This window comes from Roseateles sp. (assembly GCF_039929605.1).
GTDB lineage: Bacteria > Pseudomonadota > Gammaproteobacteria > Burkholderiales > Burkholderiaceae_C > Pelomonas.
In genome coordinates this window covers 1-12,075 of the sequence record NZ_JBDSQX010000159.1, presented here as the reverse complement: position 1 = coordinate 12,075, position 12,075 = coordinate 1, and the positions used below count along the sequence as shown (strand labels likewise).

Genomic DNA, 12,075 nt, shown 5'->3' with positions numbered 1-12,075 from the left:
AACTCCCGCCCCTGCACCGGCCGATTGATGTGACGCGGTAGCGCCCGCTTGGCACACTGCGCCCGCCCGAATTTTTCACTTTCCTGGAGATATTGAATGAGCGCCATCGTTGACATCGTCGGTCGAGAAATCCTCGACAGCCGCGGCAATCCCACCGTCGAGTGCGACGTGCTGCTGGAGTCCGGCGTCATGGGCCGTGCGGCCGTGCCGTCGGGCGCGTCCACTGGTTCGCGCGAGGCCATCGAGCTGCGTGACGGCGACAAGAGCCGCTACCTCGGCAAGGGCGTGCTGAAGGCCGTCGAGCACATCAACACCGAGATCAGCGAAGCCGTGCTGGGCCTGGACGCCTCCGAGCAGGCCTTCCTGGACAAGACGCTGATCGACCTCGACGGCACCGAGAACAAGAGCCGCCTGGGCGCCAACGCAATGCTGGCTGTCTCGATGGCCGTGGCGCGTGCCGCCGCTGAAGAGTCCGGCCTGCCGCTGTACCGCTACTTCGGCGGCATGAACGGCTGCCAGCTGCCCGTGCCGATGATGAACGTCATCAACGGCGGCGCCCACGCGAACAACTCGCTGGACCTGCAGGAACTGATGATCATCCCCGTGGGCGCACCGTCGTTCCGCGAAGCGCTGCGCTGGGGTGCCGAGGTCTTCCACGCGCTGAAGAAGATCCTGCACGACAAGGGCATCTCCACGGCCGTCGGTGACGAAGGCGGCTTCGCTCCGAGCGTCGAGAACCATGAAGCAGCCATCCAGCTGATCCTGGACGCCATCGACAAGGCCGGCTACACGGCTGGCGAGCAGATCGCCCTGGGCCTGGACTGCGCCGCCAGCGAGTTCTACAAGGACGGCAAGTACGTGCTCGAAGGCGAAGGCGGCATCTCGCTGACCGCGCAGGAGTGGACCGACATGCTGGCCACCTGGGTCGACAAATACCCCATCATCTCCATCGAAGACGGCATGGCCGAAGGCGACTGGGACGGCTGGAAGATCCTGACCGACCGCCTCGGCAAGAACGTGCAGATCGTCGGCGACGACCTGTTCGTCACCAACACCAAGATCCTGCAAGAGGGCATCGACAAGGGCATCGCCAACTCGATCCTCATCAAGATCAACCAGATCGGCACGCTGACCGAGACATTCGCCGCCATCGAAATGGCCAAGCGCGCCGGCTACACGGCCGTCATCTCGCACCGCTCCGGCGAGACCGAAGACAGCACCATCTCCGACATCGCCGTGGGCCTGAATGCCGGCCAGATCAAGACCGGCTCGCTGTCGCGCTCGGATCGCATGGCCAAGTACAACCAGCTGCTGCGCATCGAAGAGGACCTGGGCGACGTGGCGGTCTACCCCGGCCGCGCTGCCTTCTACAACTTGAAGTGAAGTGACGATGCCCCTCGCCCACCCTCGCCCCGCTGAACGCGGGCGAGTCTGGTCTGGGACCACGCTGCGGCGTGCGCCGCAGCGCTTCGGCAGGCACGGTCAGTCCACTGGACTGGCCGAGTCCGGCCTCAGCCCCCGAGGGGACGGCGATGCTTGGCGGCTCGACCGCCAAGCACATCGCCTTGGCGGGCCGGCTTGGGAGCGGCCCGGCGCTCGGCCCGCGGGGTTCAAGGTCGCTGACTTGGCCCTGCGACAAGTATGAAAGTGCTTGCCCTGGTTCTGGCGATCTTTTTGATCGCCATCCAGGCCCAACTCTGGGTGGGCCGGGGCAGCTTGCCGTACGTCGCTCATCTCCGGGAGGAGGTGGCCGACGCGCGGGCCGAGAACGACAAGGCCCGCGCTCGCAATGTTCAGATTCAGGCCGAACTGCGTGATCTGCGCGAAGGCCTGGAGATGGTGGAAGAGAAAGCCCGCTTCGAGCTGGGCATGATCAAGTCGGACGAGGTCTTCGTTCCCCTCGCACCCGTCCCGTCGGCCACGCTGGCGGCATCGAGCGTCAGGCGCTGATGTTGGCCACGCTTTGGGCGGCGCTGCTGGCGCCGGCCTTCACCGCATTCGGCAGCCCGGCCTCGTGGCTGGAAGTGATTGCCTTCGTGCTCGCCGTCTGGATGGTCATCTGCAATATGCGGGTGAACCTGCTGGCGTGGCCACTGGCGCTCGTCAGCTCGCTGATGTATTTCGCGCTGTTCCTGGACGGCAAGCTCTACGGCGAGGCCGGGCTGCAACTGGTGTTCGCCGCGCTGGCCTTGTGGGGCTGGTGGCAGTGGCGCTTCGGCCGCACGCGCGAGGGCGAGGTGCTGAAGGTGCGCCGCCTAGGCCTGCAAGGCCTGCTGAGGCCAGTGCTGCTGACGCTGGCTGCGTGGCCGCTGCTGGGCCTGTTCCTCGCCAAGGCCACCGACAGCCCCCTGCCCTACTGGGACGCCTTCCCCACTGTCGCCAGCCTGCTGGGCCAGTGGCTGCTGGCGCGCAAGTACGAGGAGAACTGGCCGACCTGGATCGTCGTCAACGTGGTCAGCGTCGTGCTGTTCGGGCTCAAGGGCTATTGGCTGACGGTCATCCTGTACGCCGGCTTTATCCCGATGAGCGTGATCGGCTGGCGGGCGTGGAGGCGGGCTTGATGCGTCTTGCCAGTCCCTCGGCGCAGCGGAGCTACTTCGCTGATTTGAGAACACAGCCACAGAGGCACAGAGGCACAGAGAGAGCACCACTTTCTCTGTGCCTCTGTGTCTCTGTGGCTGTGTTTGCTTTTTCTTGCGAAGCAGCATGAGCCGTCTCGTTGCATTGCTCGGCGCAGAGTGCACCGGCAAATCCACGCTGGCCGAGGCGCTGGCCGCACGTTTCAACGCCGGCCTTGTCAGCGAGTACCTGCGCGAGTGGTGCGACGCCCATGGCCGCACGCCGCTGCAGCACGAGCAGGCCCACATCGCCGCCGAGCAGGCCGCGCGGATCGACGCCGCAGCACGTGAGCATGAACTGGTGATCTGTGACACCACGCCGCTCATCACCGCGCTGTGCAGCCAGCATTACTTCAACGATGACTCGCTGCTGCCCGAGGCGCTGGCCTTCCAGCGCCGCTGCGACCTGACGCTACTGTGCGCGCCCGACCTGCCCTGGCAGGCCGACGGCATCCAGCGCGACGGGCCCGAGGTGCGGGCGCGTTTCGACGCCCGGCTGCGCGCGGCTCTGGCAGGCCACGGCCTGGCCTGGACCGACGTCGGCGGCCCGCAGGCCGAGCGCCTGGCGCTGGCCTTGCAGGCCATGGACGCAGTGCGCCCCTGAACCGGGCCGGCTACTGTGCCCGGGTCTGCGACAAGGCGTCGACCGAACGATTGACGGCACGGTCCAGCGTTGCGGCCAAGGGGGTGCCCGGATGCTCGGCGGAGATCGCTGCCAGCTTGGCTGCGAAGCCGAGGTGCAACTCCGCCAGCCAGTTCGGATGCGGGTCCGGCTCGGGAATGGGCGGCCAGCCGACCGGCAGCTTGAGGCGCCGCGGTTGCGTGGGGCACCAGTCGTCGAGGTCCTGGGCCATGGTCTTCCAGGCCACGCCGAGGCGGTCGCTCACCCAGGCCATGTGGGCGAATTCCTGCGCCAGCGCCGCGCCGATCTGCTCGGGCGGCAGCGGCTGGGGATTCAGCGCCACCGTGCTCAGGCGGTCGTGCGCGGACAAGCCTTGGGGGCCACGCGGGATGACGTCAAAGATGGCCGGCAAGCGCCGGCCGATGAGAGCGAGCAGTCGTTGATCAGAGGTCATGGTTCTTCCAGTGACCGGCATGGGAGGCGATGCCGGGAGCGCACGACGGGGCCCTCACATGAAGGGGGCGGCCGCTCCTAACAACTTAGTCGCCCTGACCGAAAACACCATCGTATGAGCAGAGGAAGTGCTGCTGCGTCCGCCAGCGGTTCTAGGTCTTGTATTGGCGCGCAGCGCTCAGCGCCCGAGCAGCAAGTAATCGAACAACTGCGTGCCGCCCGCGCCGCCCAGCGGCACGAGCATCGCCTTCAGCAGCGGCTGGTCGAAGAAGGACGCAAAGGCGCCGTGCTGGTTGTTCTCGACCTGCGCGATCAGGCGCTTGAAGGGTTCGACGAGATCGGCGAGCGGCTTGCCGCTGCCGGCCAGCCAGCGCAGGTCCGCCTGCATGGACTCCAGCGCACGGCGGCGCGTCTTCTCGGCCGCCTGCTTGAGCAGGATCGTCAGCCCGATCAGCGCCGCCACGTAGAAGCTCACGCCCACGGCGATGGCCGGCGTCAGCGCCCAGTTGTCGAACAGCCGGCTGCGCGCCACGACCAGCAGCGCCAGCACGACGAAGGGGCCGATGACCAGCCGCGCAATCGGCGCGCTGCGCCGGGCCACCACCTGCACGTCGATCCAGTCGTCCAGCAGCGTGTGCATCGCAAAGCCGCCACCACCATTGCTGCGCTCCTCGGGCCGGGCGCAGAAGCGCTGTGCCCATAGCGCCTGCTGCTCCTCGCCCAAGCCCTTGGCGAACATGTCGATGGTCGTGTCGGGGTAGAAGCTGCGCCCGACGTTCAGGTGGCGCACGAAGCGCACCAGCAGCACGATGGCATCGGCCACGGCAACGATCAGCAGCGGCAGCATCAGCAGGATGACGTAGAGCGTGGCCTTGACGATCTGGCGGTGCTCGTCACCGCGCACCGGCACCTCGGGGATCTGGCCTTCCGACAGGCCCAGGTACATCAGGCCGACCAGCACAAGAGTCAACACGAACCACACCAGCGTGCGCGCGGCGCGCGGCCGGGCCTCGCCGCGCTCGCAGTATTCCTGCCACAGCTTGTCGAAGTCGCAGCTGTAGCCCACGCCGGGCTTCCAGAACAGCACGCTGATGTGCTCGAACCAGCCCCGCGCCAGCTCGCGCAGGTTGCTGCGCACGACGGCCTGCGGCACGGGGCGCGGCAGGCGTAGCCAGTCGGAGTCCTGGCGCATCAGCTGCAGCGTGCAGGCCCAGGCCCAGTCCAACGTCCAGAAGATGGCGAACAGCGCCAGTAAATGGATGAGGTGGGACGGCCAGGCGCTGACGCCCTCCAGCCAGGCCACGGGCTCGCAGGTGCTACACACGCCGCCACTGCGCCAGCCTGCCGCAGGCCAGGCCAGCCACAACCACAGGCCGGCCACCATCAGCAGCACGACGAGATGCAGGCGGTCCACGCCGGCCGCTTGGTTGGGCGGCGCCGGCTGCTCGCGCCGGGCCTGCAGCAGCGCCGGCAGCACGGCCAGCAACGCGCCGAAGGCGGCCAGGCTGGCCAGCAGCAGCGCGTGGATGAAGTCCAGCCGGCTGGGCAGCACGAACTCGATGAGGCTGGCCAAGACGTAAGAGAACAGTCCGGCGTGCAGGGCCACCAGCACGATGGCTGTCATGTCCATCTGCGGCTGGTTGTTCAGCGTCGGCTCGCGCAGGAAGACGCGCCGCGCCTGCTTGATGGCGGGCGTGGACGGCCAGACCAGCAGCATCGTGCCGGTGATGGCGATCATCAGCACGGCCACGAAGATGCGCCCCGCGTTGTTGCCGGCCGGCCGCGCGTCCAGCGCATAACCGGCCAAGGGCACGGCATTGCTGCGGCCCACTTCGTAGAGCGACGGGTTGAGCAGGGCCAGGTCCAGCGCGGCGCGCTCTCGCTGCTTGCAGTCTTCGCTGCGGCAGCCGGCGCGGCGGGCGGCGGCGTAGGTGCTGGTCTGGTAGATGTCGCGCAACGGCGGCGTGCCGGCCTGCAGGTCGACGGGCTCCGGGCCGGCCTTGCCGGTTTGCCGCGGCGGTGGATAGAAGGCCAGCGGCAGGCTGCTCGCCACGACGAGGTTGCGCGTGAAGGCCTGGGTGCGCGGGTGCAGGTAGCGCGCGTCCATGTCCGTCGTGAAGAACATCTTGTCGGAGAAGTCCTCGTGCAGCGCCTGCAGCACGAGCAGCTTGTCGTGCACGTCGTTGGCGAAGATGCCGATGGCGCCGATAGGCGGCAGGTCGGGGTCGGTCTCGCTGCGCTTGAGGTCCGCGCCGAGGCGGCGCAGATAGTCGAGCTGGTCGCGGCTCTCGGGCCATTCCAGCATCGGCTTGGCTGCGCTCGGCGCAGCGGTTGCTTCGCGTACGGTCACGCCGTCCAGGCCGCGGAAAAAATACACCACTTCGAGCTGCAGCCTGTCCTGGCTGCCCTGCCCCAATCGGTGCTTGAGTTCAGCCACCAGCGACTGGGCGTAAAGCGAATCCCGCTCGGCGACGAGGACGACGCGGCGCCGGCTGTCCGCTGACAGCCGCAGGCGGATCTCGCCGTCCAGCTTGCGGATCAGGTCGCCATCGTTGCCCACCGTGCGCTGCAGCACGACGGTGCGGTTCTCGCCGGTGATGCGACCGAACTGCTCGGTGACGAAGGCGTCCAGGTCCTGCTTGTTCAGCTCGGCCAGCATGCGGTTGGGCGCCGTCGAGGCAGAGTTGTAGAACTCCGCACGGGACAACAGCCGGTAGCCCTCCTGCACGTCGGGCGGCAGGCCCAAACTGTTCTGCGGGCCCGGCGTGGCGCAGCGTTCGGCAGCGGCGGTGACGGCGGTGCTGCGGTCACCCGCGCAGCGCAGGTCGGCCAGCGCCAGGCGCAGCGCGTCGGTGGACGACGGCCCGATGACCGCCAGGCTGGGCTGGCCGCCCTCCTTGAACTTGAAGCTGGCTACGCCCAGCGCCCCCTGCCCCATCAGCTGCTGCGTGAGCCGCGCCAGCGCATCCAGCTTGCGCGTGGGCAGGGAGGTCTCGTCCACCCACAGCACGGCGACCTGGGCATAGCGGGCATTGCCAACGCCGGATTTGTCGCGCGGCCCGTTGCGCTGGGACAGCAGCTCGTAGGGCACGACGAAGGGCGCGCGCGCCTTGGCCGGCTGGCTGGCGGCGCCGGCCGGCGCGCTGGCGGCGAGCGCCTGAGCAGCCGGCGGCGGCTCCAGCAGGTCGAACTCCAGCAGGCTCAGCCGTTCGGGGTTGTCGGGTACGTAGTCCATGGCCTGCAGCCCGGCCAGCGCGGCGTAGCGAACACGGCGGCGCGCCTCCTCGGCACCGACGAAATCCGCCCCGGGCAACAGGCCCAGCACGACGAGGGTGTCGTCCAGGCGCTGGTCGTGGTCGCGGTCCAGCTTGGCGAGCATGTTGCGCGGGTCGCGGGCTTCGGCCACGCGGTCCAGGCAGTCCACGTCCATCTCGCGGGATGCCTGCTTGCGAAAGCGCTCGCAGCGCTCGGCGCGTTCGGTCTCGTAGCGGCGCAGCGCGGCAAAGGGGTCTTCCCACAGCCGCGCGTTGACTTCCAGCTCCGGGTCCAGCGGCGCCTGGGCGCGCGGCTTCTCGGCCGGCCGCAAGGGCTCGAAGGCATGGGGCACGAGCTGCGTGCTGGCCACGAACGCCACCAGCACCGCCGCGCTCGCCCACGGGAAGCCGCCCAAGCCACCTTTGGCATCTGCCATCACCCGCTCCAGGCCCGTGCGAAACCGGGCCACTCGCCAAGGTCTCAGCTCGGGCGGCTGGCGTCAATCACTAGGGCGGCGCGCATCCTCAGAAGGCAGGAAGGGCGTTGCTCAACGACTACTGGAGCGTCCCGCCCTGGCCTTCGGGCTGGTGACCGGCCTGCGTGAACAGCACGCCCACGTCCACCGCGTCGAAGCGGTAGTGCTGGCCGCAGAAGTCGCAGCTGATCTCGACCTCGCCGCGCTCGGCCAGCACGCTGTCGGCCTCCTCGCGGCCCAGGCCGCGCAGCATCTGGCTCACACGCTCGCGCGAGCAGGTGCAGGCGAAACGCGGGGCCTGCGGTTCATAGCGCGTCACGGTCTCTTCCCAGAACAGCCGGCGCAGGATGGTGTCGGCGTCCAGCGTCAGCAGCTCCTCGGCCGTCAACGTGGCCGCCAGGATGCTGATGCGGTTGAAGCCTTCGGACAGCCCGATCTCGTCCTCATTCCGGCGGCCTTCGAGGTTGCCCTCGCCCTGGATGGGCAGGCGCTGGATCAGCAGCCCGGCGGCCATGTCGCCATTGGCCGCCAGCACGAGCCTGGTGTCCAACTGCTCGGACTGCAGCATGTAGTGCTCCAGCACCTCGCTCAATTTCTGCAGCGGCTCGCGCTGGTCGCCGTGAAGCGGCACCACGCCCTGGTAGGGCTGCTGGCCGGGGAACTTGTCCTTGGGGTCCAGCGTGATCGCGCAGCGGCCCTGGCCGCGCAGGTTGACCATGGCCTCCAGCGTCGCGCCGGGCTCGACCGTGCCGACGCACTTGGCCGTGGCGCGAAAGCTCAGGTCCGGCTGCGCCTCGGCCACGGCCAGCTTGACGGGGCCGTCGCCGAACACCTGCAGCACCAGCGCGCCGTTGAACTTGATGTTGGCCTGCATCAGCACGGCCGCCGCGCTCATCTGGCCGAGCATGTCGCGCAGTTCGGGCGGGTACTCCTGCCCGGGCTCGCGGCGGCTCAGCACCTCGCGCCAGGCGTCGGTCAGGCGCACCAGCATGCCGCGCACCGGCAGGCCATCGAACAGAAACTTGTGGAGTTCACTCATCGGATTCTTTTCAAGCCGGCCGCGTAACGGCGGCCGTTGTTCACGTAATGGGCCGCACTGGCCTTGAGGCCGGCGATCTGCGCTTCGGTCAGCTCGCGCACGACCTTGGCCGGCGCGCCGACGATGAGGCTGCCGTCCGGAAATTCCTTGCCCTCGGTCACCAGCGCGCCAGCACCGACGATGCAGTTGCGGCCGATGCGTGCGCCATTCAAGACCACGGCGCCGATGCCGATGAGGCTTTCGTCACCGACGGTGCAGCCATGCAGCATGACCTGGTGGCCGACCGTCACGTGCTGGCCGATGACGAGGGGGAAGCCGTGGTCGGCATGCAGCACCGAGCCGTCCTGGATGTTGCTGCCGGCGCCGATGGTCAAGGTGTCGCTGTCGCCGCGCAGGACGGCGTTGAACCACACGCTCACGTTCTCGCCAAGCGTCACGCGGCCGATGACCTCGGCGCTGTCGGCCACGAAAGCCGACTCGGCCACGTCTGGAACATGCTCGTCGAGCTGATAGACGGCCATCGCGGTCTCCGCAAAAGGATGAGATTCTAAAATCCCGCCCGATGTCCGACCTCCGCCTGGCCACGCTCGGCCCTCTCCTGATCGCCGATGCGCCCGCCAAGGCCGCCGCCACGTTGGCCCTTGATGCAGCGCTGCCCGTCGACGTCGACGCCGTCATCGTTCAACCCGCCGGCATCCCCGGCCGCCCCGAGCGCCCGCACCTCGTCGAGCACATCAAGCTCAAACCGCCGTCGATGCGCACGCCCGCCGGCATCGCGGCGCTGGTGCATGCCATCGCCCACATCGAGCTCAACGCCATCGACCTGGCGCTTGACGTCTGTTGGCGCTTCCCCGGCATGCCTGAGGCCTTCTACCGCGACTGGCTGCGCATCGCCCAGGAGGAGGCCAAGCACTTCACGTTGCTGCGCGGGCACCTGCTGGGCCTGGGCTTTGACTACGGCGACTTCGATGCCCACAACGCGCTGTGGGGCATGGCGGAGCGCACGAAGCACGACCTGCTCGCGCGCATCGCGCTGGTGCCGCGCACGCTGGAAGCGCGCGGCCTGGACGCCTCGCCGGCCGTGCGCGCCAAGCTCGTCGGCGCAGGCGACAAACGGGCGGGCGAGATCCTCGACGTCATCCTGCACGACGAGATCGGCCACGTGCTGGCCGGCAACCGCTGGTACCGCTTCCTGTGCGAGCAGCGCGGGCTGGACCCCATCGCCACCTATGCCGAACTGGCCGCCCGCTACCAGGCGCCCAAGCTGCGCGCGCCCTTCAACCTCGAAGCCCGCCGTGCCGCCGGTTTCGACGAAGCGGAGCTGGCCGCGCTGACAGAATCGGCCGCGCGCCCAAACCAGGAAAACCGCCGATGAAACTGCTGCCCTCTTGCCTCGCCGGCCTGCTGGCTGCCGCCACGCTGTGCACCGCAGCCCAGCCGGTCGCGCGTGTCGAACCGGTCGAGGACCGCCATTTCGGCGACACGGTCATCGACCGCTACCGTTGGATGGAGAACGACAAGGATGCCGACTGGCTACCCTTCATGAAGGCGCAGAACGCCCACACCCGCCGCGTCATCGACGCGCTGCCAGGCCGGCCGGCGCTGCTGCAGCGCATCCAGCAGCTGTCGGGCGACGCGGTCGCCACGTCGGCGCTGCAGCGGGCCGGCCAGCGGCTGTTCTTCCAGCAGCGCCCGGCCGGCAGCAACAACTTCAAGCTGTTCGTGCGCGAGAACGGCAAGGACCGCGTGCTCGTCGACCCGACCGCGCTGGACACCGCAGGCAGCCACGTATCGCTCGACTGGTGGCTCGCCTCGCCCGACGGCAACCGGCTGGTCTACGGCCTGTCCAAGGACGGCAGCGAGAACTCGACGCTGCACATCCTGGAGGTGGCCACCGGCCAGGTGCTGCCCGAACGCATCCCCGACACGCAGTACGCCGAGCCGCACTGGCTACCCGACGGCAGCGGCTTCTTCTACAACCAGCTGACCGGCAAGCTGGACACGCCGCAGCGCTACCTTGACTCCCGCGCGCGCTTGCACCGCGTCGGCACCCCGGTGAGCAGCGACCCGGTGCTCGTCGCCCGCGGGCTGGACGCGACGCTGGCTATCGACGACATCCAGGCGCCCTATCTCATGACCGCCCCGGGCAGCGACCGCGCCGTGCTGTTGCTGGCCGACGTGCGCCGCGAGCGCCGCGTGCTGACCGCCCCGCTGGCGGACGTGCTGCGCGGCAAGGCCCGCTGGCAGCCCGTGGCTGACTTCGCCGACGAGGTGACCGACGTCGAGCTCGACGGCGACAAGCTCTACCTGCTAGCCAACCGCGGCCATCCGCGCGGCCGCGTGCTCGTCACGTCGGCCCGCAAGCCCGACCTCGCCCATGCGCGCGAGGCGGTGGCCGAATCGACCCTGGTGATCGAGAACATCGCCCGCGCGCGGGACGGCCTCTACCTGCGCGCGATGGACGGCGGCCTGGGCCGGCTGCAGCGCCTGGCGGGCGGCAAGCTGGCCACCCTGCCGCTGCCCTTCGACGGCACGCTCGCCCGGGTGGACGTGGACCCCGCGCACGACGGCGCGCTGGTGACGCTGTCCGGCTGGCTGACGCCGACCGGTGTCTGGTCCGTCGACCGCAGCGGCAAGCTGGCCGACACCGGCCTGACGCCCCGGCCCGCCATCGACACCAGCGCCTACACGACCGAGCGCCGCTTCGCCATGGCCAAGGACGGCACGCAGATCCCCTACAGCCTGATCTACCGCAAAGGCCTGAAGCGCGACGGCAGCGCACCGGCCTTCATCCAGGCCTATGGCAGCTACGGCGCAGCCGCCTATACGCCCGCCTTCGCCGGCCGCAGCCTGGCGCTGATCGACGCCGGCGCCATCGTCGGCTACGCCCATGTACGCGGCGGCGGCGAGTACGGCCGTGACTGGCACCGTGCCGGCCAAAAGGAGAACAAGCCCAACACCTGGCGCGACCTGATCGCCGTCACCGAGGACATGATTGCCAAGGGCGACACCGCGGCGAAGCGCCTGGTCATCGGCGGCCGCTCGGCCGGCGGCGTCACCGTCGGCATGGCACTGACGGAGCGGCCCGACCTGTTCGCCGCCGTTGTCTCGGGCGTCGGTTGGCACAACCCGCTGCGCTACGTGGCCGAGCCCAACGGCTACGGCGAGGAGCCGGAATGGGGCGCCATCCGCGACCCAGCCGGCTACCGTTCGCTGAAGCGCATCGACAGCTACCAGGCCGTCGTCGACGGCACGAAGTACCCGGCCGTGCTGCTCACCACCGGCGTGACCGACTCACGTGTGGCCCCCTTCCACCCGGCCAAGATGGCCGCGCGGCTGCAGGCCGCCACCACCAGCGGCAAGCCGGTGCTGCTGCGCGTGGACTTCGACGCGGGTCACGGCATGGGCTCCACCCGCGCCCAACAGGACGCTGAAGCCGCGGATACCTATGCCTTCATCCTGTGGCAGACGTCGGCCCCCGGTCCAGCAGCGCCGCGCTGAACGCGGGCGCACCTGGCCCGCCCCCCGAGGGGGCGGCGATGCTCGCGGCGTTGAGCCCCGAGCACATCGCCATCGCGGGCCGGCTTGGGAGCGGCCCGGCGCTCGGCCCGAA

Annotated in this window: 10 protein-coding genes; 6 read left to right on the top strand and 4 right to left on the bottom strand. The window is 69.2% G+C overall.

What is annotated here, in order from left to right; genetic code table 11:
• Positions 1-96 precede the first annotated feature (96 nt).
• The 4 genes from eno to ABIS05_RS21840 all read left to right on the top strand — a co-directional run bounded on the left by eno (position 97) and on the right by ABIS05_RS21840 (position 3,222).
• Entirely contained in the window at positions 97-1,383 is a 1,287-nt protein-coding gene (eno, locus tag ABIS05_RS21855) for a phosphopyruvate hydratase (RefSeq protein WP_348013073.1), read from the top strand.
• Between the two features lie 258 nt (positions 1,384-1,641).
• A complete protein-coding gene (locus tag ABIS05_RS21850) occupies positions 1,642-1,950 on the top strand; it encodes a septum formation initiator family protein (protein ID WP_348013072.1) in 309 nt (102 codons plus the stop codon).
• Positions 1,950-2,561, top strand: coding sequence for a nicotinamide riboside transporter PnuC (gene pnuC, locus ABIS05_RS21845; protein ID WP_348013071.1), 612 nt, complete (start codon positions 1,950-1,952; stop codon positions 2,559-2,561). The genes ABIS05_RS21850 and pnuC overlap by 1 nt, the downstream gene beginning before the upstream one ends.
• A 145-nt stretch (positions 2,562-2,706) precedes the next feature.
• A complete protein-coding gene (locus tag ABIS05_RS21840; protein ID WP_348013070.1) occupies positions 2,707-3,222 on the top strand; it encodes an ATP-binding protein in 516 nt (171 codons plus the stop codon).
• A gap of 10 nt (positions 3,223-3,232) precedes the next feature.
• On the opposite strand, the gene ABIS05_RS21835 is transcribed toward ABIS05_RS21840, so the two are convergent.
• The 4 genes from ABIS05_RS21835 to ABIS05_RS21820 all read right to left on the bottom strand — a co-directional run bounded on the left by ABIS05_RS21835 (position 3,233) and on the right by ABIS05_RS21820 (position 8,983).
• Positions 3,233-3,694 carry a hypothetical protein gene (locus ABIS05_RS21835; protein ID WP_348013069.1) on the bottom strand — a complete coding sequence of 154 codons (462 nt, stop codon included), beginning with the start codon at positions 3,692-3,694 and terminating at the stop codon, positions 3,233-3,235.
• A 177-nt stretch (positions 3,695-3,871) separates the two neighbouring features.
• On the bottom strand, positions 3,872-7,384 hold the full coding sequence (locus ABIS05_RS21830; protein ID WP_348013068.1) for a hypothetical protein: 3,513 nt from the start codon (positions 7,382-7,384) through the stop codon (positions 3,872-3,874).
• Positions 7,385-7,502: 118 nt separating this feature from the next.
• Positions 7,503-8,462, bottom strand: a complete 960-nt coding sequence (locus ABIS05_RS21825) for an Hsp33 family molecular chaperone HslO (RefSeq protein WP_348013067.1) — start codon at positions 8,460-8,462, stop codon at positions 7,503-7,505.
• Complete coding sequence (locus ABIS05_RS21820) at positions 8,459-8,983, bottom strand: gamma carbonic anhydrase family protein (protein ID WP_348013066.1); 525 nt, start codon at positions 8,981-8,983, stop codon at positions 8,459-8,461. The genes ABIS05_RS21825 and ABIS05_RS21820 overlap by 4 nt, the downstream gene beginning before the upstream one ends.
• A gap of 41 nt (positions 8,984-9,024) precedes the next feature.
• Here ABIS05_RS21820 and ABIS05_RS21815 point away from each other — a divergent pair, with 41 nt between their 5' ends.
• A complete protein-coding gene (locus ABIS05_RS21815) occupies positions 9,025-9,837 on the top strand; it encodes a ferritin-like domain-containing protein (protein ID WP_348013065.1) in 813 nt (270 codons plus the stop codon).
• Complete coding sequence (locus ABIS05_RS21810; protein ID WP_348013064.1) at positions 9,834-11,963, top strand: prolyl oligopeptidase family serine peptidase; 2,130 nt, start codon at positions 9,834-9,836, stop codon at positions 11,961-11,963. The genes ABIS05_RS21815 and ABIS05_RS21810 overlap by 4 nt, the downstream gene beginning before the upstream one ends.
• The last annotated feature ends 112 nt before the right edge of the window (positions 11,964-12,075 follow it).

Bases quoted from the DNA above. Each gene is read 5' to 3' on its own strand.
- ABIS05_RS21815 (WP_348013065.1), top strand. From the start codon at position 9,025: ATGTCCGACCTCCGCCTGGCCACGCTCGGCCCTCTCCTGATCGCCGAT.
- ABIS05_RS21825 (WP_348013067.1), bottom strand. From the start codon at position 8,462: ATGAGTGAACTCCACAAGTTTCTGTTCGATGGCCTGCCGGTGCGCGGC.
- ABIS05_RS21810 (WP_348013064.1), top strand. From the start codon at position 9,834: ATGAAACTGCTGCCCTCTTGCCTCGCCGGCCTGCTGGCTGCCGCCACG.
- eno (WP_348013073.1), top strand. From the start codon at position 97: ATGAGCGCCATCGTTGACATCGTCGGTCGAGAAATCCTCGACAGCCGC.
- ABIS05_RS21820 (WP_348013066.1), bottom strand. From the start codon at position 8,983: ATGGCCGTCTATCAGCTCGACGAGCATGTTCCAGACGTGGCCGAGTCG.
- ABIS05_RS21840 (WP_348013070.1), top strand. From the start codon at position 2,707: ATGAGCCGTCTCGTTGCATTGCTCGGCGCAGAGTGCACCGGCAAATCC.
- ABIS05_RS21830 (WP_348013068.1), bottom strand. From the start codon at position 7,384: ATGGCAGATGCCAAAGGTGGCTTGGGCGGCTTCCCGTGGGCGAGCGCG.
- pnuC (WP_348013071.1), top strand. From the start codon at position 1,950: ATGTTGGCCACGCTTTGGGCGGCGCTGCTGGCGCCGGCCTTCACCGCA.
- ABIS05_RS21850 (WP_348013072.1), top strand. From the start codon at position 1,642: ATGAAAGTGCTTGCCCTGGTTCTGGCGATCTTTTTGATCGCCATCCAG.
- ABIS05_RS21835 (WP_348013069.1), bottom strand. From the start codon at position 3,694: ATGACCTCTGATCAACGACTGCTCGCTCTCATCGGCCGGCGCTTGCCG.